The sequence below is a fragment of the Knoellia terrae genome, assembly GCF_048606435.1.
In the GTDB taxonomy this organism is placed as follows: Bacteria; Actinomycetota; Actinomycetes; order Actinomycetales; family Dermatophilaceae; genus Knoellia; species Knoellia terrae.
In genome coordinates this window covers 170,240-191,583 of the sequence record NZ_JBMBWH010000002.1, presented here as the reverse complement: position 1 = coordinate 191,583, position 21,344 = coordinate 170,240, and the positions used below count along the sequence as shown (strand labels likewise).

At 71.3% G+C, this 21,344-nt stretch carries 15 protein-coding genes; 6 read left to right on the top strand and 9 right to left on the bottom strand.

Annotated features, from left to right (window positions below):
• Positions 1-16: 16 nt before the first annotated feature.
• Both ACOJV9_RS04220 and ACOJV9_RS04215 read right to left on the bottom strand, forming a co-directional pair.
• Positions 17-739, bottom strand: a complete 723-nt coding sequence (locus ACOJV9_RS04220) for a LuxR C-terminal-related transcriptional regulator (RefSeq protein WP_420183929.1) — start codon at positions 737-739, stop codon at positions 17-19.
• Positions 739-1,989 carry an ATP-binding protein gene (locus tag ACOJV9_RS04215; RefSeq protein WP_420183928.1) on the bottom strand — a complete coding sequence of 417 codons (1,251 nt, stop codon included), beginning with the start codon at positions 1,987-1,989 and terminating at the stop codon, positions 739-741. Before ACOJV9_RS04215 ends, ACOJV9_RS04220 begins: the two co-directional genes overlap by 1 nt.
• 126 nt (positions 1,990-2,115) lie before the next feature.
• Here ACOJV9_RS04215 and ACOJV9_RS04210 point away from each other — a divergent pair, with 126 nt between their 5' ends.
• Together ACOJV9_RS04210 and ACOJV9_RS04205 are read left to right on the top strand one after the other, a co-directional pair.
• The gene (locus ACOJV9_RS04210) at positions 2,116-3,636 is read left to right on the top strand and encodes a PspC domain-containing protein (RefSeq protein ID WP_420183927.1); all 1,521 of its coding nucleotides are present in this window, start codon (positions 2,116-2,118) and stop codon (positions 3,634-3,636) included.
• 3 nt (positions 3,637-3,639) lie between these two features.
• Positions 3,640-3,936, top strand: a complete 297-nt coding sequence (locus ACOJV9_RS04205; protein WP_420183926.1) for a hypothetical protein — start codon at positions 3,640-3,642, stop codon at positions 3,934-3,936.
• On the opposite strand, the gene ACOJV9_RS04200 is transcribed toward ACOJV9_RS04205, so the two are convergent.
• Both ACOJV9_RS04200 and ACOJV9_RS04195 read right to left on the bottom strand, forming a co-directional pair.
• On the bottom strand, positions 3,926-4,624 hold the full coding sequence (locus ACOJV9_RS04200) for an NUDIX hydrolase (RefSeq protein WP_420183925.1): 699 nt from the start codon (positions 4,622-4,624) through the stop codon (positions 3,926-3,928). The two genes, ACOJV9_RS04205 and ACOJV9_RS04200, sit on opposite strands and share 11 nt — an antisense overlap.
• Entirely contained in the window at positions 4,621-5,778 is a 1,158-nt protein-coding gene (locus ACOJV9_RS04195; protein WP_420183924.1) for a glycosyltransferase family 4 protein, read from the bottom strand. The genes ACOJV9_RS04200 and ACOJV9_RS04195 overlap by 4 nt, the downstream gene beginning before the upstream one ends.
• Positions 5,779-5,786: 8 nt before the next feature.
• Here ACOJV9_RS04195 and ACOJV9_RS04190 point away from each other — a divergent pair, with 8 nt between their 5' ends.
• Together ACOJV9_RS04190 and ACOJV9_RS04185 are read left to right on the top strand one after the other, a co-directional pair.
• On the top strand, positions 5,787-6,647 hold the full coding sequence (locus ACOJV9_RS04190) for a PIG-L deacetylase family protein (protein ID WP_420183923.1): 861 nt from the start codon (positions 5,787-5,789) through the stop codon (positions 6,645-6,647).
• Positions 6,644-7,696, top strand: a complete 1,053-nt coding sequence (locus ACOJV9_RS04185; RefSeq protein ID WP_420183922.1) for a lysylphosphatidylglycerol synthase transmembrane domain-containing protein — start codon at positions 6,644-6,646, stop codon at positions 7,694-7,696. The genes ACOJV9_RS04190 and ACOJV9_RS04185 overlap by 4 nt, the downstream gene beginning before the upstream one ends.
• A 6-nt stretch (positions 7,697-7,702) precedes the next feature.
• On the opposite strand, the gene asnB is transcribed toward ACOJV9_RS04185, so the two are convergent.
• The 5 genes from asnB to ACOJV9_RS04160 form a co-directional block, all read right to left on the bottom strand.
• Positions 7,703-10,381, bottom strand: coding sequence for an asparagine synthase (glutamine-hydrolyzing) (asnB, locus tag ACOJV9_RS04180; protein ID WP_420183921.1), 2,679 nt, complete (start codon positions 10,379-10,381; stop codon positions 7,703-7,705).
• A gap of 98 nt (positions 10,382-10,479) precedes the next feature.
• Positions 10,480-14,817 (bottom strand): phage tail protein, encoded by a 4,338-nt coding sequence (locus ACOJV9_RS04175; protein WP_420183920.1) that lies wholly within the window; start codon positions 14,815-14,817, stop codon positions 10,480-10,482.
• Between the two features lie 144 nt (positions 14,818-14,961).
• Entirely contained in the window at positions 14,962-16,551 is a 1,590-nt protein-coding gene (gene guaA, locus ACOJV9_RS04170; protein ID WP_420183919.1) for a glutamine-hydrolyzing GMP synthase, read from the bottom strand.
• Positions 16,552-16,554: 3 nt separating this feature from the next.
• Positions 16,555-16,929 (bottom strand): DUF3817 domain-containing protein, encoded by a 375-nt coding sequence (locus tag ACOJV9_RS04165; RefSeq protein WP_420183918.1) that lies wholly within the window; start codon positions 16,927-16,929, stop codon positions 16,555-16,557.
• A 1-nt stretch (position 16,930) separates the two neighbouring features.
• On the bottom strand, positions 16,931-17,695 hold the full coding sequence (locus ACOJV9_RS04160; RefSeq protein WP_420183917.1) for an SURF1 family protein: 765 nt from the start codon (positions 17,693-17,695) through the stop codon (positions 16,931-16,933).
• A gap of 74 nt (positions 17,696-17,769) precedes the next feature.
• Here ACOJV9_RS04160 and ACOJV9_RS04155 point away from each other — a divergent pair, with 74 nt between their 5' ends.
• Complete coding sequence (locus tag ACOJV9_RS04155) at positions 17,770-19,530, top strand: ABC transporter transmembrane domain-containing protein (protein WP_420183916.1); 1,761 nt, start codon at positions 17,770-17,772, stop codon at positions 19,528-19,530.
• A 3-nt stretch (positions 19,531-19,533) separates the two neighbouring features.
• Positions 19,534-21,327: an ABC transporter ATP-binding protein gene (locus tag ACOJV9_RS04150; protein ID WP_420183915.1), complete on the top strand. Its 1,794-nt coding sequence runs from the start codon at positions 19,534-19,536 to the stop codon at positions 21,325-21,327.
• Positions 21,328-21,344: the final 17 nt, after the last annotated feature.

Sequence of the window (21,344 nt, the reverse complement as noted above, 5' to 3'; positions counted from 1 at the left end):
GCTATCGGCCTGCGGCTCAGACCAGCCGGCGCCCCATGGCCCACGCGGTGAGCTCGTGGCGTGAGGACAGCTGGAGCTTGCGCAGCACCGACGACACGTGGGTCTCCACCGTCTTGACGGAGATGAAGAGCTCCTTGGCCACCTCCTTGTACTGGTAGCCGCGGGCGATGAGCCGCATGACCTCGCGCTCCCGGGCCGAGAGGCGGTCCAGCTCCTCGTCGACCTCGGCGATCTCCCCCGCCGCCGCCCCGAAGGCGTCGAGCACGAAGCCCGCGAGCCGCGGCGAGAAGACCGCGTCCCCGTCGGCCACCCGCCGCACCGCGGTGCCGAGGTCGCGGGCGGTGATGGTCTTGGTGACGTAGCCGCGAGCGCCAGCCCGGATGACCGCGATGACGTCCTCGGCCGCGTCCGACACCGACAGGGCGAGGAAGCGCACCGGCGCGCCGGCCTCGCTCTCGACGCCGAAGCAGCCGTTGATGACGTCGGCGCCGCCCTTGCCGGTGCCACCCGGCAGGTGCACGTCGAGGAGGACGACGTCGGGCCGGGTCTCGCGGATGACCTTGACGGCGGCCTCGACATCGGGCGCCTCACCGACGATCTCGATGGCCGCCCCGGCCTCCTCGGCGAGCTCGCTGCGCACCCCCGTGCGGAACATCCGGTGGTCGTCGACGAGGACGACTCTCACGGGACCGGTGCGGGGCGCCTTCGGGCCGGCTGGGGTCTGGGCGGGTGTGGACATCAGTGCTCTCCTTCGAGAGGCGGGAGCGTGAGCTCCACCTCGGTTCCGTCCTCACGGCGACGGACGCGGGCGCCGCCTCCGTGTCGTGCCATCCTGCCGAGGATCGAGGCGCGCACGCCGAGCCGGTCCTCGGGCACGTCGTCGACGTCGAACCCGTCGCCCCGGTCTCGGACGAACGCCTCGACCCCGCTGGGGCCGATCTCGACGTATGCCGTCACGGGCGGCTTCCCGTGCCGGGTCGCGTTGAGCATCGCCTCACGCATCGCGCGTGCCAGGGCCGTGCCGTGCTGCTCCAGGGGCCGGTCACCGGTGACGACGAGGTCGATGACGACCCCGTGGAGGTCCTCGACGTCGTGGGCGGCGGCGGTCACCGCACTGGCGAGCGTCTCGTCGGAACCGGCGGGGCCGGCATACAGCCACGAGCGCAGCTCGCGCTCCTGGGCGCGGGCGAGCTGGGTGACCGACGCGGGGTCGTGCGAGCGCCGCTGGATGAGGGCCAGGGTCTGCAGGACCGAGTCGTGCAGGTGCGCGGCGATGTCGGCGCGCTCGTTGGCGCGGGCCGCGACCTCCTGCTCCTCGCGATAGTCGCGCCAGAGCCGGACCACCCAGGGCGCCGCGATGAGGGTCGCGCCGACGAGGACCGCGAGCGTGGCGAGGAGCGCATCGCCCATGGCGGACAGCGAGCTGCCGCGGATGGTGAGGACGAGGATGCCGATGACCGCGACGGTGATGCCGAGGCCGAGGCGCACCCACATGCGGCCGCGGTCCTGCTCCTGGGTGCCCAGCCACTTGGTGCGCTCGGCGTCGTCGAGGTGCGACCACGCGACGGCGACCCCGGCGGCGATGAGCAGCAGGGGAAGCAGCACCCCCGCCCGCACGTCGACGCCGGCGAACTGCAGTCCCACGACGGTGCCGACGAAGACGAGCAGCCCGCCGATCGCGACCGTCGTCCCCCAGCGGGACTCTCCGAGACCCGAGACCGCGCGCAGCGCCCCCGGCTCTCGGTGCTCACCGACGAGGTCGCTCGACGGGGTCACCGCCCACAGGAACAGGTAGATGGGGATGCCCGGACCGAGCACGGCGAGGACCGCCATGGTGATGTGGACCCAGCGCCGGCTCACCTCGAGGTGCTCGGCGATGCCGGCGCACACGCCCCCGATCCAGCGGCCCCGCAGGGGTCGGGTCAGCGGCGGACGCCCCGTCGCGGGGAGGTCCGTCGGTGGCGCGACGCGCTCGTACGGTGTGGGCACACCCCCATCCTGACGCACGAGCCGACGGGCTGTGGCGTTCGCCGGCGTGGCGTGGGGGTCCCCTCAGGGAGTCGTCAGGGTCGACCCTCATGGCAGCGCGGCGCCCGGTCGGCCACTGTTGGTGACATGACGCAGACACCTTCCACCGCGGACGGCGGCCCCAGCGGCCAGCCGGGTCCCGCAGCACCTCCGCCCTACGGCCAGCCGCCGTACGGCCAGCACCAGTCGAACCGCTTCTGGGACGACATCCTCTCGACCGGCCTGCGCCGCGACCGCTCCCGTCAGTGGTTCGCCGGCGTGTGCTCCGGTGTCGCTCGCCGGGTCGACGTGGACCCCGTGCTCATCCGTGCCGCCTTCATCGCCCTGACCCTCTTCGGCGGGTTCGGCGTCGTCGCCTACCTCGTCGCCTGGCTGCTCATGCCGGACGACAACGGCCGCATCATGGCGCGCGACGCCCTCTCCGGTGGCGACAGCGGCGGTGCCACCGGCGCCATCGTGCTGTCGGTCATCGCGGTCCTCGTCATCGCGGCCATCGTCTTCGGCGACAACGGCTTCCTCATCGGCTGGGGCGTCATCCCGATCGCCCTCGTCGCGTGGCTGTTCTGGCGCCACCAGCAGGGCCGCGAGGCGAACCCCGCGTGGTCCTCCGCCGCGCAGGGACCTCCCACCGGACCCGTCCCCCCGACACCGTCAGGACCCAGCATGTATGCCGCCAGCTCCAGCCAGGCTCCCGCCGCTCCGTACGCTCCTGTCGCGCCCACCGCTCCGGGTGCGCCCGCCGCCGGCGCGCCGAGCGGGATGCCTCCGGGCGCCGGGCACGGTGGCTGGCAGCCGCCGCCCGCACCCCCGGTCCCTCCGCGCCCCTGGGTCCCTGTCGCTCCCCCGCCCCCTCCGCGTCCTCGCCGACGCACCGCCGGGTTCGCCGGGTTCGCACTGACCCTCGGCATGGCCGCGGTCGGCTACGGCGCCGGGCTCATGCTCGACGGCCCGCTCGGCTTCAGCGGCTCACGCGAGCTCTTCGGGACGATCCTCGCCCTCGGTGCCGCCGCGCTGACCACCCTGGTCATCGGGCTCTCGGGCCGGCGCAGCCTGCTGTCGGCAGGAATCGTGCTCCTCCTCGGTCTCGGTGCGACCGCCGCCTCCGTCGGCGAGCAGACGTTCGAGGGAGGACGCGGCGAGCGCACCTGGGTGCCGACCGTGACGACCTCCGGCACCAGCTACGAGCACGGCGCCGGGCGCACCACCCTCGACCTGCGTTCCCTGTTCGCCGAGCTGAGCACCCCGCCGGCGCCTCCGACGCCGAGCCCCGCGCCCGGCGCCTCGGTCCTCCCTGCGCCGACGGCCAGCCCCGCCCCCGCTCCCACGGCACCAGCGGCACCGGCCGCGCCCCAGGAGATCACCGTCGAGCAGGGCGCCGGCGAGATGCTCATCCTCGTCCCGCCGGGCGCCAACGCCCGGATCACGGCTCGCGCCGACTTCGGCGAGGTGCGCGTCCTCGGCGATCTGCCGGGCGGGCTCTCCGACCGGGACACCGGGATCGACGACGGGCCCAGCGAGACCGTGTCCCTGAACCTCGGGACCGGCGCACCGACCGTCACCGTCCGCGCCGACATCACCTTCGGCCAGATCACCATCCAGGAGGGCTGAGCGATGAGCCAGCACGAGCACACCACCCCGATCGAGACGTTCCTCGACGAGCCGGACCCGGCACCGGGCTCTCCCTCCCAGGGCTCGACCGCGGTGCCCGGGTTCCGGTCCGGCCCGGCCCCGACGACGACCATCGTCGGACTCCTCGGCCTGCTCACGACGATCGCCCTCCTCGTGACGCAGTCCACCGATCTCGACATCCCTTGGGGTGTCGTCGGACCCGTCGCCGTCGTCGGCGCCGGAGTCCTCCTCGTCGTCCTCGGACTGGCGGGCCTGCGTGGTCAGCGATTCAGGGGTTGAGGGCTTCCGCAGGCACGCCGGCGACGGCGAGGGCCTGAGGGACCGAGCTCGCGAGCGGCAGGCTCGCGAGCTCGGTCTCTCTCACCCACCGCGCGGCGGAGGTCGAGCCACCGACGTCCAGCACCACCGGGTCGCCCGGCTCGGGGCAGTGCGCGGTGTGGAAGAGGCGCACGGCGTGGAAGTCCTCCACCCGCCCGCTCGGGGCACGTCCCACCCAGTGCCGGGTGAGCACCGTGAGCAGGCGCACGTCGGTCACCCGCTGGCCGGTCTCCTCGTGGACCTCCCTGACGACGGCCACGGCGGGCTCCTCGCCCGGGTCGAGGCCTCCCCCGGGGAGGTTCCACATCCCCTCCGCGTTCGTCCTCGCCGAGAGCTCGGTCAGGAGGATGCCGCGGGAGCTGCGCACGACGGCATACGCCGCGACGCGCTGGTGGGGAACGGCGCCCGACACCTCGTCGGTGCCCAGCCCCTCGTCCTGCTCCACCCGTGCCGCGGGGACGGTGTCGCCGGCAGGACGGGTCGGCCGGACGGCATACGTGATCCGCAGGTCGTCCGATGAGCTGCGGGTCGCCGAGACGGGAGAACCGGACCACCCCCTCCGCGCCAGCTCGGCGGCCGGGTCGGCCCCGTGCGCGAGAGCGAAGCCGTCGGCCCACCGGCCGCGCAGCATCGCGACGACCTCGATCACGACGGCACTCCCGCGAGTCGCCGGGCCCGTGCGTACTCCGCGGTCGTGGCCTCGACCACCCGATCCCACGACTGGGCCGGTGCGGTCGCGAGGTTGTGGGCGCGGATGGCCTCCAGCCGCTCACGGTCCGCGGCGAGGTCGGCCAGGGCAGCCGCGAGCGACGGGTCCGAGTCCCGGAGCAGACCGTCACGACCGTCCGTGACGAAGTCCTCGACCCCGGTGCCCGTGCGCGCGAGGACGGCGAGGCCGGCGGTGCGCGCCTCCAGCGCCGCGATCCCGAAGGCCTCCAGCCGCGCGGTCGTGAGGTAGACGTCGCCGCGCCCGTGCAGGTCGCGCAGCTGCTCGCGCGTCAGACGTCCGGGCAGGTCGACCCAGTCGACGCCATGCCGCCGCAGGGTGGCGCCGACGACGCGACGCTGCGGTCCGTCGCCGACCAGGTGGGCCTCCAGCCGGCGGTGGGGATGGCTGCGGTCGAGACGCTCGCGCGCCGCGAGCAGCACGTCGACGAGGGCTCCGGGTCGCTTGCGGCGCACGAAGCGCATCGCGCTGACGACGCGCACGACGTCGTCGTCGACCCGCACGACCTCCGACCGAGGCCGCCAGGCCGCGACGTCGATGCCGTTGCCCAGCACCTGCACCTCGGCGCCGCCGGCGATGCCGGCCACCCTCGTGGCCGCCATCGAGGAGACGGCCGACAGCGCCGCACCACGCGCGTTCCAGCGGCGGGCGTGTCCGAGCACGCGGAAGAGCGGGGCGCTGCGGTCGATGACGCAGTGCCACGTCACGGCGGTGGGCAGGTTGCCCGCGAGGGCGAGGTCGACGAGGTCCGTGGCGAACGGGCTGACCACTCCCATGTGCGCGTGTGCCACGTCGAAGCGCCCGGAACGCAGGAGCTCGCGCACCACGCCGGTGACGAAGGGGTTGACCGGCGGCGCACCCGGGACCGGCAGCGGCAGGCGGTGCACGGTGACACCGTCGTCGGTCTCGACGGTGCGCATGCGCGTCTCCCCCGCGGTGGCCGTGACGACCTCGACCTCGTGCCCGGCCTCGACGAGCCGGTGCGCGAGGCCGTGCACCTGCACCTCGATGCCGCCGAGGCGCGGCAGGTAGCAGTCCGACAACAGGGCGACCCTCACGAGCGACCAGCCTGCCATGCGTCAGGATGGGGCCGATGACGCGCACGCTCGTGGCCTTCCACGCCCACCCGGACGACGAGGCCCTCCTCACGTCCGGCACCATGGCGCGCGCTGCCGCCGAGGGCCACCGGGTGGTCCTCGTGCTCGCGACCGACGGCGCCCTCGGGCTCGCGGCCGACGCGTTCAGGGGCGAGAACCACCTTTCCGGCGGTGACGGGCTGGCCACGGTCCGCCTCGCCGAGACGCGCGAGTCCGCCGCGGCGCTGGGCGTCGCCCACGTCGAGTGGCTCGGCTACTCAGACTCCGGCCACGACGGCCCGATCCCGGCCGACCCGCCGGGCCGGACGCGCTTCTGCCGCGCGCCCGTGGAGGAGGCCGCCGAGCGCCTCGCCGCCGTCCTCACGACCGAGCGGGCCGACGTGCTCCTCAGCTACGACGCGTCCGGTGGCTACGGCCACCGCGACCACGTCCGCGTCCACGAGGTCGGTCGGCGGGCCGCCGAGATCGCGGGGACACCGCGCGTCCTCGAGGCGACAGTGCCCCGCGACACCATCGCCCGGGCCGTGCGCTGGGCCGCCCGGGTGTACCCGTTCCCCGACGACTTCGACCCGGGCACGTTCGAGCGGAGCTACACCGCCCGGGCCGACATCACCCACCGCATCGACGTCCGCCGGTATGCCGCGGCCAAGAGGGCGTCCATGCGGGCCCACGCCTCCCAGGCCTCCAACGACGGCTCACAGAGCGGTGACCGGACCCTGGCCGCGTTCCTGCGGATCCCACGGCCCCTCTTCGACCTCGTCTTCGGACGTGAGTGGTTCCGGGACCCGAGCGCGCACGGCCGGGGCGCGGACGGCATACAGGACGACATCTTCGGAGGACTGCCGTGAGCCGGCGCACACGCCAGGTCGTCCGGGTCGTCCTCGGGCTCGCCCTCGCCGTCGGCCTGCTCGGTTGGGGCTTCCCGCGGTTCGCGAAGACTACGTGGGGTGAGGTCCTCGACAACGTGCAGACCGTGTCGTGGTGGCAGGCGAGCGGCTTCCTCGGGCTCGTGCTTCTCGGCCTCGGCTGCTACACGCTGACGTTCACGGGCTCGCTGCCGGGGCTGAGCAGCTGGCGCGCCTTCATCGTCAACATCTGCGGCTCGTCGGTGAGCAACCTGTTGCCCGGTGGCGGCGCGGTCGGGTTGGCCGCGACGTACACGATCCTGCGGTCCTGGGGCTTCAAGAACCGTGACGTGTCGACCTCGGCCATCGTCACCGGCGTCTGGAACACCCTCGCCCGGATCGCCCTGCCGATCGTCGCCATCGTCATGCTGTGGGTGGGCAACGACGGGCTGCCGAGGTCGCTCACGAGTGCCGCCCTGGCGGCCACGATCTCGGGGCTGGCGCTGTTCGGCGCCTTCGTCGCGATCCTCGCCAGTGAGCGGGCGGCCCAGGCGATCGGACGCGGGCTCGACCGGGCGCTCGAGCCGCTCTTCCGTCGCCGCAGGCGCACCATGAGCATCGACGCGCTCGTCCACGACATGCGCCACCGCATCAACGACGTCGTGCGCTCCGGCTGGCTGCAGATGACGCTGGGCATGGTCGGGTTCTTCGGGTTCTACTACCTGCTGTTCGTGCTCATCATGAGCTCGGTGAGCGTCTTCATGCCGCTGGGCATCCTCTTCGCCGCCTTCGCGATCGGCCGCCTGATCACGGCGGTCGGGATCACACCCGGCGGGGTCGGCCTCACGGAGTCCGCCACGGTGGTGGCACTGGTCGGGTGGGGGGCTGACCCGGCCGCAGCCGGGGCCGGCGTCCTCCTGTTCTCGATCTTCACCCACCTCATGGAGGTGCCCCTCGGCGCCCTCGGGTGGCTCGCGTGGTCGCTGAGCCCGCGCGCCAAGGGCGCGACCGGTGAGGACGCCGACGACGAGGCCGCCGTCAGGGCGGGCTGACCGCTCTCAGTCCTGGAGGAAGACCAGGGCCATCGGCGTCTGCTCGCTGCCCTGACCGAGCGGGTTGTCGGCGAACATCTCCTCGAAGCGCGCCTTGTCGTCCGGCACGTCGCTGCCGAGGACGTTGCGACCGATGTCGTTGGCGTCCATGACGATCGTCCCGGCGAACTGCTGCGTGTATGCCGTCGGCACCCGTCCGCGGATCCCGGCCGACAGACGGGCGGCCACCTGGTCGGGGTCCTTGGGGGCGAGCTTGGCCGAGACGTTCGACGGGTACGCGGAGTACTCGGTCGGTCCGTCGATGGCGCTGATGTCGTTGCCGACGAGCTCGTAGAACAGGCCCTTGCGGCCGATCACCTTGCCCACGGCACCGCCCGCGGCGGCGTAGAGGACGCGCGGCAGGCCGGCCTCCTCGATGGCGAGCTGCATCGTGAAGGGCGAGCCCAGACCGATGCCCGCGGGGGTGCGGGTGACGTACTTGGACAGGACCCGGGCGGGCTTGCCGACCTTGATGTCCCAGATGAAGTACGAGCGCCCTTGGGTGATGGCGATGATCTTCTCGGAGATAAAGAGGTACCAGCGACCGGACGTCGCGCCGTCGTGCTCCGGGCCGGCCGTCGGCAGCGTCGCGAAGAACTCCTCGACCCGGTCGAGGACCTTCGCGTCGAGGTCGTCGCCCTGGGCGAAGAGCTCCGTGCGCAGGGGGTAGCGGCGCACGGTCTCGCCCCGCTGCGTGGTGAGGTCGAGGGACTTGCCGGCGTTGGGCTCGAGGTCGGACTTGGGCGCCGCCTGCACGGTGGCCTTGTCGACCGGGGGCTGCTCGTCGAAGTACTCCTGGAGCCACAGCTCGAGGTTGAGGAAGCGCCAGAACATCATCGTGTCGGCGTTGTTGCTGCCCTTGATCCAGCCCTCGAAGGCGTGCAGCACGTCGGTCTGCTTGAAGTAGGGGCGGTTCGCGAACGACTCGCTGAGGAAGATCGAGTAGAAGTGGTTCTTGAGGCGCAGAAACCACTCGGACTGCGGGGTCGTGAACCCGATCTTGTTGCGGCGACGGTTGATCGACTCGGGCAGCACACCCCGGGTCGCGTCGCGCAGGATCCGCTTGTTCCAGCCGTCCTTGATGATGGCCTCGTCGGTGAGGCCGAAGATGAACTTCACGACCTCCTTGTCGAGGAACGGCACGCGCCCCTCGAGGCTGAAGCGCATCGTGTTCTTGTCCTCGTAGCGCAGCAGGCTCGGCAGGCTGTTGTGGAAGAGGTCCTGGATGAGGCGCTTCTTGAGGTTGTTCTGCTCGACCGGGAAGCGCTCGTCGCGGTACCGGGCGGCGAACTCCGCGTTGAGCAGCGAGGTGACCGGCACGTCCTTGCGGCCCTTGAGCTTGGCCTTGACCTTGAACCGGCCGAGCCGGTAGAGCACGTCGAGCGACTTGCTCAGCTCGGCGGCCGCGGTCCTGGCGCCCTGCGCACGCAGCTGGCGGAGGTAGACGGCGTAGTAGGGGATGTAGCCGGCCATCATCTCGTCGGCACCCTGGCCGTCGAGCAGGACGGTGACGTGCTTGGTCGCCTCGCGCATGACCTGGAACTGCGCGTAGGGACCGCTGGAGATCAGCGGCTCCTCCTGGGTGCGGATGAAGTCGCGCAGGTCGGCCTTGAACTCGTCGGCCGTCGGGAGGATCTTGTGGCCGTCGACGTGGCCCTGGCAGATCTCGAGGACCTCGTCGACGTACTTCTCCTCGTCGTTGATCGAGTTCGGGAAGACGGCGCTGAACGTGTTCTGCTGCACGCCGACCGACGCCGTGCGCTCGTCACCCTCGTTGATGAGCTGGTTGATGACGACCGCGACGGCGGAGCTGTCGAGGCCACCGGAGAGGGAGGTGCCGACGGGGACCTCGGACTGCAGGCGCAGCCGGACCGCCTCGATGAAGCGCTCCTTGTACTCCGCCGCGGCCGCGTCGTCATAGGGGCGCTGCTCGAGGGCGAGCTCGGCGAGCTCCTCGCGCAGGCGGGTGAACATCCGGCGGTGGATGCCGGTGGCGTCGGCCTCGAGCATCTCGCCCGGCTGGAGCCGCTCGATGCCGTCGAAGAAGGTCGCGGTGCCGTCCTCGTGGGCGCGGAACCTCAGGTAGCGGTAGATCGAGCGCTCGTTCGGCTTCTTCTCGTAGAGGCCGCTGGCGAGGATCGGGCGGATCTCGCTGGAGAACAGGAGTGCCTCGCCCGAGCCGGGGTCACCGGGGACGGCCGGCACCCGGCACACGTAGACCGGCTTGATGCCGAAGTGGTCGCGGGCGAGCGTGAGCCGCTGCTCGTCGCGGTCCCAGATGGCCAGGCCGAACATGCCGTTGAACCGGTCGAACGCCTCACCACCCCACTGTGCGAAGGCCTCGAGGACGACCTCGGTGTCGGAGTCGGTCGTGAAGGTCCGGCCCAGGCCCTCGAGCTCGGCCCGGAGGTCGAGGTAGTTGTAGACCTCGCCGTTGTAGGCGATCGTGTAGCGCCCGTCGGCGGTGGCCATCGGCTGCTGACCGTGGGCGACGTCGATGATCGACAGCCGCCGGTGGGCGAGGCCGCACGGCCCGTCGACGAAGATCCCCTCGCCGTCGGGGCCGCGGTGCTGCTGGCACCCGTTCATGGTCTCCAGGAGCGCCTCGTTGGCGCTCAGGCCGTGATAGCCGGCAATTCCACACATGGGGCCAACTCTAATCGCCCGTATGCCGTCCGCTCACCACCCGCTCCGTCGACGACCACCTCCGCGGGCACGGCCGGAGGTGGTCGCCGACACGTGCGTCAGCCGGTGTAGAAGCCCGCCAGGTCGGCGATGACGTCGACGCTGCCCACGGCGTTGGAGAAGGTGACCTGGCCACCGGGAGCCACCTTGGCGACGACCATGTTGGCGACCGTCTGTCCGGCCACGTAGTTGAGGTTGGACGCCGACGGCCTCCCCACGTTGCCGGGGTAGACGGTGAGCCAGCTCGAGCTGGTCGGCCCGCTCGCGGTCACGTTGAGCGCCACCGCTGTCGCGTTCGCTGGCAGGCCGGGCACTGTCAGGGTGATGGTGGCCGGGGCCGGGCCCAGCTTCGCCCTCGGGGCTCCCAGCCCAGACCTCGTGTCCAGCACGCGCTGCGGCGTGACGGGCGAGTAGCTGCTCGCGGTGTCACCGGCGAACCAGCCCGCGAGGTCGGCGAAGAGGTGCACGCTGCCACCGGCGTTGTACAGACTGACCTTCCCGTCGTTGTTCACCGCGACGGTCACGAGGTTGGGGACGGTCTTCCCGGCCGTGAAGTTGAGGCTCGACGCGTTGGGTCGCGCCGAACCCGTGGGCCAGACCGTGACATAGCTGCCGGCCGTCGGCTGGGTCGCGGTCACGTTGAGCGTGACCGCCTTGGCACCGACAGGCAGGCCGGGCACGTCGAGGACGACCGTGCCGCCCGGGCCGACCTTGCTGGTCGACGTCGTCCCCAGGGCACTGCGGGTGTCGAGGACGCGGGTCGGCGTCACCGGGGTGTAGGTCGCCCCCAGGTCCGGCGCGTAGTAGCCGGCGAGGTCGGCAAGGACGTCGACGGTGCCGCTGGCGTTGTAGATGCTCACCTGGTTGCCGGAGCCGACCTTGGCGATGACCTGGTTCGGGACCGTCGCGTCCGTGGCGAAGTTGACGTTCGACGCCGTCGGTCGCGTCTGGCCGTAGGGCCACACGGTGAGGTAGCTCGTCAGGGTGGGGTTGACCGCGGTCACGTTGAGCACCACGGCAGTGGTTCCGGGCGCGAGGTCGGGCACCTTGAAGGTCAGGGTCTGGCCTGCGCCGAGCTTCCGCGGGGCGTACAGCCCGACCCCGGTGCGCGTGTCCAGCACGCGGGCCGGCGTCACGGCCGTGAAACGGCCCTTGTCGTTGTCCACGACGAAGCCGCTCCAGGGGCTCTCCCCCAGCGGCGCTCCTGTCACGTCGAGGGCGACGACGCGCCACTCCCAGGCACCCGTGGGGATGGCGGTGAGGGACGCCCACGAGGTTGCGCTCGTGATGATGTTCTCGGCGAGGGTCGACGAGCCCTTGGCCCTCCGCTCGAACCGGTAGCTCACGGCACTCGGCACCGGGGTCCAGGCGAAGTAGGCACTCTGACCGCTCACCGTGGCTCCGGCCGTCGGGGCGGTCAGCGTGGGCGCAGCACCCGACGCGAAGAACCTTCCGGTGCTGGACCACTGGCCCGGCCGGCCGTCGGCGTCCAGCCTCGCCACTCGCCAGACGTAGGCCGAGGCGCTTGCGGGCAGCGGAGTGGAGTGGGCGTGGGCCACCTGCTTGCCGGTGAAGCTGACGACCCGGTTCGCCGGCGACCAATTGGTGTCGTCGTTCTTGTAAACCTCGAGGGTGTAACTGCCGGCGAAGGTGGTGGGCGCCCATTCGAAGGCGGTGAGGCCGGACGTCACCTCGTCGCCTACGGGTGAGGTGAGGACCGGTGCCGGGCTTTGCTTGACGAAAGACTGCGTCGGTGCCCAGGTCAGACCGTTGTTCGCAGCGTCGACCGCCTGGACCCGCCAGTAATACGTCCCTTCCGGATAGGTCCGGTCGAAGGCCGTGTACGTCGTCTGGTCGACGAGCTGGGTGTCGGTCATCGTGGCGAAGCTCGGCGAGGTCGAGACCTGGATCCGGTACTGCTTCGCAGCCTGCCAGCTCGACTCGACGGGCAACGTCCCTGAGGCCGGGTAAGTGGCCAGCCTGTTCGTGGCCAGATAGTCGTCCCAGGTGAACACCACCTGGTTCTGCACCCGGCCGTTCGTCTGTCGGACCTGCAGATTGCCCACCTGCGGGGAGGTCTTGTTGAAAGCGTTCGTGGCGGCATTCTGCTTGGACACCGGGTCGGCCGAGCAGACGGTGGCCGTCTTGCATGCACGGATGTACCAGTAGTAGGCCTGACCGGCTTGACTGTCGGGCAGCGCCGACGGGGTGATGGCGAAGTCGGAAGCCCTCGGCGTCCAGCGGGTGCTCCCCGTGGCCGGGATTCTGTCGTAGACGAGCCCGGTGAGCTCGCGGTCATGCCCCACGTAAACCTTGTACAGCCCAGCACCAGGTACCGGGTTCCAGTCGAGCACAGGTGTGGTGGGCACCCGCTCGCACTTGGTTGGCTGAGGTGATGGCGAGTCCAATGCGGCAGCGCAAACGGCGCCAGTGTCGAGACCCGTGCCGGTGACCGCAATCCGCTGTCCGCCGACTTGGTCGAGGTCGGTGATCGTGAACGTGCTCAGTGCCCCGCTCCCCAGCAGGGAACCGCTGGCTGTGAAGGCCTGGACCACCCACTCATAGGTGCCGGGGTTGAGGAACTTCTCCCCCGTATCCGTCGCCGTCGGGTAGAGGTGGTTGTCCTTGACGACGGGCGCGTAGTCGCGCGCGAAGAAGAATCCGCTCCCGGCGATCCCCATGCTCACGACATAGTGCTTCGCCTCGGGGTGCGGCTCCCAGCGCAGGGTCGGGAACCTCGACGTGGCCGAGCTCGGCGGGGTCAACGGCGTCAACGGCGTCGCCCCCGAAGACGCGGGGCCGCCCGACAGGGTGAAGGTCCAGTCCGGCGGTCGTGGAGACGTGCGGCCGTCGGCGTCGACCGACACCACGGTCCACCGGAACGGACCCTTGGTGGAGTCGAAAAACGACGAGCTCGTCGGCGTCCAGCTCAGCGAGTGAGTCTCGAAATTGCTGCTCGCTCCGGCGTTGTTCGTCAGCGTGAGGCGATACTTGACGGCGTCCTTCGCAGCGTGCCACGACAGGGTCGGCACTGCCACGGTGGCACCGTCGGCAGGTGACTGACGCTGGACCACCCCAGACGAGTACACGAACGACTGAATGGGCGAGTAGAGGCCCTGCACGTTCTTGGGCTCGTCCAGGGCCCGAACTCGCCAGTACGTCACCACTCCCTGCGCAGGCATGCAGATGTCGGGGCTCACAAAGCCGTTGTTGATCGTGAGATAGCCGGCGGCGTAGGTCGTCCCGGCCGTGTAACACGTCTTGTATGTGACGTTGGGGGTCGAGAAGTTTGGATCATTTCCCACGTCGAGCTGGTAAGTCGTGGCGTGGTCCACCGGTGTCCACTGGAAGGAAAAGTCGTCACTGGCGGCCGGAGTCAGGACGTTGGCTGGCTTGAGGAGCTGCGGCGCGGTGGGCCAGTTGCGCTGGAAGTTGTACCGCGTCACGGCAGCGTCGGACCAGTCGAAGGTCTGGTCGAGGTTGTTCCGCGCTCGGACGCGCCAGTAGTACTGGTCGTTGAGATACGTCGTCGAAGGCGAGTAGCGCGTGCTTTTGATGCCCACCCGTGTGTCGACGATCGTGTTGAACTGGTCGTCCGTGCTCACCTGTAGGTCGTAGGTCTTTGCACCTGGGACGGCATCCCACTCGAGCACCACATCGCGAAGCGCGCCGTTCTCGTTGTTCGCCGGGGTGACGTTGAGGACCTTCCGAAGCGGTCCGATCTTGTACCTCCACGCGGTCGAGAACGCGGTGTACAGCCCATTGCTCAGTTGAGCGCGCACTCGCCAGAAGTAGGTGCCGTCGGCTTTGGGGTCGGGCACCACGAAGGACGTGCTCTTGGTTGTGTAATTCGAGGCATCCACAAAATCGGCTCCCGTGGCCCCCTCAGCGGTGGCGTCCACCTCGACCTGGTAACCCGTGGCACCGGCCACGCCCTCCCACGACAGCAGAGGGGGGAAGGAGGGCTGCTCAAGGACCGTCGTCACCGTGTTGGTCGGACCCAGCGGTCGGGGGGCCTTCGGTGGAGTGACCGAGTACGTCGCCGAGGACCAGCCGCTCGTGCCGCTGGCGTCCGCCGCACGAACCCGCCAATGGACCGTTCCCTCGGGGAGGACGACAGTCGGGACGATCATCCGGTTCGTCGTCGACTTCACGAAAAGCGTCGGCGCGAACGAAGACGACGCCGAAACCTCCACGTCGTATTTCGTCGCGGAGTTGACCCGCTGCCACTGCAGCGTCGGCGTCGCTGACCCGCCACCGCTCGTCGACAGACCGGTCGGCGCGGCGACGGCCGCCTGGGCCGCAGCACCGAAGACCGGAAGCAGGCTCAGGACGAGCGCGAGAGCCAGCACGACGCGTGCGGGCAGCGCAAGATGACGGTGGGCAGGTGCGGCCATTGGGGTCCCCCGGGGAGTGCTGACGTGGCAGCGTCAGGCTAGGGGAACACCGCCGTGGCTACCACGGGAATGGAGAAACCCACGCGAAGTGTTCTGACCATCTTTTACGCGGACCTGTCCCTGAGACGCGCGGTGGGCTGGACGTCACTCCCACTCGATGGTGCCCGGCGGCTTGCTCGTGACGTCGAGCACCACCCGGTTGACCTCGCGCACCTCGTTGGTGATGCGGGTCGAGATCTTGGCGAGCACCTCGTACGGCACGCGGGTCCAGTCGGCCGTCATGGCGTCCTCGGACGACACCGGGCGCAGCACGATCGGGTGGCCGTACGTCCGGCCGTCGCCCTGCACCCCCACCGAGCGGACGTCGGCCAGCAGCACGACCGGGCACTGCCAGATGTCGCGGTCGAGACCGGCGGACGAGAGCTCCTGGCGGGCGATCTGGTCGGCATGGCGCAGGATCTCGAGCCGCTCGGCCGTGACCTCGCCGACGATGCGGATGCCGAGCCCCGGGCCGGGGAACGGCTGCCGCCAGACGATCGCCTCGGGGACCCCCAGCTCGAGACCGACCTGGCGCACCTCGTCCTTGAAGAGCAGACGCAGCGGCTCGATGAGCGTGAACTGGAGGTCGTCCGGCAGTCCGCCGACGTTGTGGTGGGACTTGATGTTGGCCGTCCCGGTGCCGCCGCCGGACTCGACCACGTCCGGATAGAGCGTCCCCTGGACGAGGAACTCGACGGGGTGGCCGTCACGCTCGGCCGAGCCGACGACGTCGCGGGCGGCCTGCTCGAAGACCCGGATGAACTCGCGCCCGATGATCTTGCGCTTCTCCTCCGGGTCCGAGACCCCGGCCAGCGCGGTGAGGAACTGCTCGCGAGCGTCGACGACGACGAGGTCGACCCCCGTCGCAGCGACGAAGTCCTGCTCGACCTGCTCGGACTCGTTGGCCCGCAGCAGGCCGTGGTCGACGAAGACGCAGGTGAGCTGGTCGCCGACGGCGCGCTGGACGAGCGCGGCGGCGACCGACGAGTCGACGCCGCCGGACAGGGCGCAGAGCACCCTCTTGTCGCCGACGGTCTCGCGGACCTGCTCGACGAGCGTCTCGACGACGTTGTGCGCCGTCCACTCGCCGGCCAGCCCGGCCCCGCGCAGGAGGAAGTTCTCGAGGACCCGCTGGCCGAAGGTCGAGTGCATCACCTCGGGGTGCCACTGCACGCCGTAGAGGCGGCGGTCGTCGTCCTCGAAGGCGGCGACCGGGGCGCCCGAGGTCGAGGCGGTGACTCGCATGCCGTCGGGGGCTGCGGTCACGGCGTCACCGTGGCTCATCCACACCGACTGGTCGCCCGGCTGCCCGTTGAAGAGCGTCGAGTCGGTGTCGGACACCTGCGCCGGCGTGGAGCCGTACTCCCCCAGCCCCGTGCGGTCGACGGTCCCGCCGAGCGCCTGCACCATGGCCTGGAAGCCGTAGCACATGCCGAACACCGGCACCCCGGCGTCGAGCAGTGCCGGGTCGAGCGGGGGCGCGCCCTCCTCGTAGACCGAGCTCGGGCCACCGGAGAGGATGATCGCGGCCGGCTCCTTGCCGAGCATCTCCGTCGCCGGCATGGTCGAGGGCACGACCTCGCTGAAGACGTTGGCCTCGCGCACGCGGCGCGCGATGAGCTGGGCGTACTGGGCGCCGAAGTCGACGACGAGGACCGGACGGTCGGACAGGGGGGAGGACTCACTCACCCCCACAGGCTACTGGCGCGCCAGACGCCCCTCGACCTCGCCGGCGACCCGGCGCTCGACCCAGAACGACAGGAAGGGCACGCAGCCGGCGAGCATGACGCCGACCATCCTGGCGAGCGACCAGCCCACCTTGAAGCCGAGGTTGGCGGTGGCGACGAGGTAGACCATGTAGATGAAGCCGTGCGGCTGCGGCCACCAGTGCAGCGGGTTCTGCTCACCCTTCATGGACGTGCCGTACTCGAGGACGATCTCGACGACGAGGACGAGCAGGCCCACGCCGACGATGAACGCCATGACCTTGAAGAAGGTCAGCGCCTTCCGGGCCGCCTCGCGGTCGCGGATCGGTCCCCGGGTCTGTGTCGTCTGCTCGTCGGTGCTGGCCACGTCAGCCATTGTCCCTGTTTCCCGCGACCGGCTCGCGGCCGGCCTCCTCGCGCCCGTCGTCCTCCTTGACGATGCGCCACCACATGAAGAGCGCGAACAACGCGAACGCCCACCACTGCAGGGCGTATGCCGCGTTGCGCCACTTGAAGCCCGTCTCCCCCGTCGGCGTGGGCACCGTCTGCATCGTGCCCACGTTCGCCGGGGCCGCGGCGGGCTCCTGCTCCTGCTGGAAGACGAACGCGTTGTAGAGCTCCCCCGGCCAGAGGCCCACGAGCACGGAGGTGTCAACCGAGGCGAGCAGGCCCTCCGGAGGCGGCTCGCCGGCATACGGGGACTCGGGAGGAGCCAGTCCACCCGTCACGGTGACCTCTCCGGTCGGCACCGGAGGTGCCTCCGACGGTGAGGTGACGAAGCCGCGCAGCACCGGCAGCGTCGCGCCGGTCGCGGAGACGCGCAGCGGCGCGACGACCCAGTAGCCGGCGCGGCCGTCGAGCCGGCGGTTGGCGACGACCACCTGCTCCGGTCCGAACGTCCCCGTCGCGGCGACCGGGCGGGTGCTGAGCTCACCGGGGAAGTCGCTGTGGGGGGTCAGCACCGTCTCGACGGCGACCGGCCGCTGCGACCGAGCCCGCTCGAGGGCCTCCTGGGACGCCTCGTCCTCGGCGACGCCGAGCTGCCAGCGCCCGAGCTGCACGAACGCGATGATGATGAGCACCGCCGCGGCGAGCAGCGCCAGGTGGCGCGGCTTGCGGGCGGATCGGAGCACGGGGCGAGCGTAATCGGGCTTCCTGAGCGGAAACTCGGTGGCTCGGCGTCGCACCGCCTTCTACGGTGGGGGCGATGCCCGACACCGCCTGGCCGTACGCCCTCGAGGCCGACGCCACTCCCCCGTCCCACCCTGACCGCCTCCTGCTCTGGCTGGTCCGGCGGCAGTGGCGCACCCTCGCGGCGGGCGCGGCGTTCGGCATCCCGTGGATGCTGTCGATCGCCCTCATCCCGGCCGCCATCGGCAAGGCGCTCGACGACGGGCTGGTGGCTCGCGACGGCCGCGCCCTCCTGCTCTGGGCGGGGGTCATCCTCCTCATGGGTTTGGTCAGCGCCGCCACGACGAACCTGCGGCACTGGTTCGCCGTGACGAACTGGCTGCTCGCCGCCTTCCGGTCGGCGATCGTCACCGAGCGCGCCGTGCGGCGGGCCGGGCCGGCGCTGACCCGCGACAAGCCGGCCGGTGAGGTGCTGACCACCTTCGCGCGCGATTTCTGGCGGATGGGTGAGTCGTTCGACGTCACCGCGCGCGTCGCCGGGGCCATCGTCAGCTTCGTCGTCGTGTCGGTCATCCTGCTGCGCGGGTCGCTGCTGCTCGGGCTCGTCATGCTCCTCGGCGGGCCGCTGCTGCTGGCCTCGCTCTCGTTCGTCATGAAGCCCCTGCAGAAGCGGCAGCAGGCACAGCGCGAGGAGTCCGGCCGGCTCACCGCCCTCGGCGCCGACACCGTCACCGGGCTGCGGGTCCTGCGCGGCGTCGGCGGCGAGGAGAACTTCCTCTCCCGGTATGCCGGTCAGTCCGGTCGCGTGCGCGACGCCGGTGTGCAGCTGTCCGGCGTGCAGGCGCTGCTCGACGCCTCGCAGGTGCTGCTGCCGGGGGTCTTCGTGCTCGTCGTGACCGGCCTGGGCGCCCACCTCGCGGTCGCCGGCGACATCTCACCGGGGCAGCTCGTCGCCTTCTACGGCTACACGGCCTTCCTCCCGATGCCCTTGCGCACCGCCACGGAGTTCGTCAACAAGCTCACCGCGACCCGGGTCGCCGCCAGCCGGATCGCCCCCATCCTCGCCGCCGAGCCCGACCACCCGACACGTTCCGACCAATTGGTCACGAACGGTGGCATGGGAAGCACCACATTCGACCAATTGGTCACGAATGGGCGCTCCGGTGGGGAGCTCGTCGACCCCGTGTCCGGGGTGCGGGTCGGTCCCGGCCAGCTCACCGCGATCGTCTCGGCCCGGCCCGAGGACAGTGGCGCCATCGCCGCCCGCCTCGGCCGCACGCTGCCCGGCCGTCACGGGGTCACGTGGGGCGACGTGTCCCTCGACGACCTCCCCATCGACGTCGTGCGACGCCGGATCGTCGTCTCGCAGCCCGACCCGCACCTTTTCAGCGGGCCGGTCCGCCGGGAGCTCGGCGCCGACGGCGTCGATGACCTCGCGCTCACCCAGGCCCTGCACACCGCGGATGCGGGTGACGCCGTCGACTCGGTCGACGGTGGGCTTGACGGCGAGCTGGAGGAGCGGGGACGCGCGCTCTCCGGGGGGCAGCGCCAGCGGCTCGCCCTGGCCCGGGCGCTGCTGCGCGACGCCGAGGTCCTCGTCCTCGTCGACCCGACCAGCGCGGTCGACGCCCACACCGAGGCCCGGATCGCCGAGCGCCTCGTCAAGCACCGCGCCGGCTCCACGACGGTCGCCGTCACGTCCAGCCCGCTGCTCCTCGACCGCGCCGACCGCGTGCTCGTCGTCGAGGACGGCGTCGTGACCCACAGCGGCAGCCACCGCGATCTGGTCCACGACTCTCCGGCATACCAGCGCATCGTCCTGCGCGCCGAGGACTGAGCGATGACCCCGATCCTGCACCAGCTCGGCGAGACCGACCACGCCAAGCGCTCCCTCCCCATCGCCAGCCGGCAGACGGTCGTCGCGCACACCAAGGTCCTCCTGCGCGACCACCGCCGCCCCCTGTTCTGGGTCCTCGGGCTCCATGGCCTCGCCGCGCTCATCGGCCTGGTCGGTCCGTGGGTCGTCGGCCAGATCGTCCAGGAGGTGACGCGCGGCGGTCCGGGCGAGGCGAGCCTGGGTCGCATCGACACCCTCATCGCCCTGCTGGCCGCGGCGATCCTCGCCCAGACCGTGCTCACCTGGCTGGCTCGGCGGGCGGCCTTCATCCTGTCCGAGCACGTCTTCGCGCGGCTGCGCGAGGACTTCATCGGCTCGGCCGTGCGGCTGCCCCTGTCCACCCTCGAGCGGGCCGGCACCGGCGACCTCGTGGCGCGCACGACCAACGACATCGACGCGATGACGCACGTCATCCGCTTCGGGATCCCCGCGATCGTCGTCTCCGTCATGACGGTCTCGGCGACGGTCGTGGCCGCCGTCCTCACGTCCCCGCTGGCGGCCCTGGCGCTGCTCGCCCCGCTGATCTTCCACGTCCCCTCGAGCATCTGGTACCTCCGTCGCGCGGGTCGCGTCTACCTCTGGGAGCACGCGAGCTACGCCCGCCTCAACTCGGTCGGGGCCGAGACGATCGAGGGCCTGCAGACCGTCGACAACCTCGGGCTCGGCGCTGTCCGTGGGGAGCGGTTCGAGGAGGCGCTCGCCGAGGCGGGGCGCGCGGAGCGCGTCGGGGTGAGCCTGAGGCTGCGCTGGTTCCCGTTCCTCGAGATCGGCTTCTTCCTGCCCGTGTCCGTCTCCGTGCTCTGGGGCGGCTGGCTCGCGTGGAACGGACACATCTCCATCGGCGCGGCCACCGCCGTCACGCTCTACATCCAGCAGATGCTCGATCCGCTCGGCGACCTCATCAGCTGGCTCGACGAGATCCAGTTCGCCGCCACCTCTCTGTCACGGGTGCTCGGTGTCGGCGAGGTGCCGCCCGACCGGGTCGCGACCGGCGAGCAGCCGCGCGGCGAGGCGATCCGCGTCGAGGACGTCCGCTACTCCTACCGCGAGGGCCGCGACGTCCTGCACGGCGTGAGCCTCGAGCTGCGCCCCGGTGAGCGGCTCGCCGTCGTCGGTCCCTCGGGTGCCGGCAAGTCCACGCTCGGCCGGCTGCTGGCCGGGATCGACGGACCGCGCACCGGTCGCGTCACCGTGGGTGGCGTCCCGCTCGTGGACCTCGACCTCGGCGCCCTGCGCGGCGAGGTCGCCTTGGTCACGCAGGAGCACCACGTCTTCGTCGGCACCGTGGGCGAGAACCTGCGACTCCCGCGGCCGACCGCCTCCGACGACGAGGTGCATGCCGCCCTGGCCGCCGTCGATGCCGACGGCTGGGTCCGCGCCCTGCCGGACGCACTCGAGACCGTCGTCGGCTCCGGTGGCCACGCACTCACCGAGGCACAGGCGCAGCAGCTCGCGCTCGCCCGGCTCGTCCTGGCCGACCCGCACACCCTCGTGCTCGACGAGGCGACCTCGCTGCTCGACCCGCGTGCGGCCCGGCACCTCGAGCGCTCCCTCGCCGCGGTCACGCAGGGTCGCACGGTCGTGGCGATCGCGCACCGGCTGCACACGGCATACGACGCCGACCGGGTGTGCGTCGTCGAAGGTGGGCGGATCAGCGAGCTCGGCACGCACGCCGAGCTCATTGAGCGCGACGGGGCCTACGCCGCCCTCTGGCGCGCCTGGCGCGACGAGGACTGAGGCGACCGACTTATTGC

What these genes read in the sequence shown, in the direction of transcription:
- ACOJV9_RS04220 (WP_420183929.1), bottom strand. Translation starts at nt 739, where the DNA reads ATGTCCACACCCGCCCAGACCCCAGCCGGCCCGAAGGCGCCCCGCACC.
- ACOJV9_RS04150 (WP_420183915.1), top strand. Translation starts at nt 19,534, where the DNA reads ATGACCCCGATCCTGCACCAGCTCGGCGAGACCGACCACGCCAAGCGC.
- ACOJV9_RS04175 (WP_420183920.1), bottom strand. Translation starts at nt 14,817, where the DNA reads ATGGCCGCACCTGCCCACCGTCATCTTGCGCTGCCCGCACGCGTCGTG.
- ACOJV9_RS04205 (WP_420183926.1), top strand. Translation starts at nt 3,640, where the DNA reads ATGAGCCAGCACGAGCACACCACCCCGATCGAGACGTTCCTCGACGAG.
- ACOJV9_RS04195 (WP_420183924.1), bottom strand. Translation starts at nt 5,778, where the DNA reads ATGGCAGGCTGGTCGCTCGTGAGGGTCGCCCTGTTGTCGGACTGCTAC.
- ACOJV9_RS04190 (WP_420183923.1), top strand. Translation starts at nt 5,787, where the DNA reads ATGGGGCCGATGACGCGCACGCTCGTGGCCTTCCACGCCCACCCGGAC.
- ACOJV9_RS04210 (WP_420183927.1), top strand. Translation starts at nt 2,116, where the DNA reads ATGACGCAGACACCTTCCACCGCGGACGGCGGCCCCAGCGGCCAGCCG.
- asnB (WP_420183921.1), bottom strand. Translation starts at nt 10,381, where the DNA reads ATGTGTGGAATTGCCGGCTATCACGGCCTGAGCGCCAACGAGGCGCTC.
- ACOJV9_RS04155 (WP_420183916.1), top strand. Translation starts at nt 17,770, where the DNA reads ATGCCCGACACCGCCTGGCCGTACGCCCTCGAGGCCGACGCCACTCCC.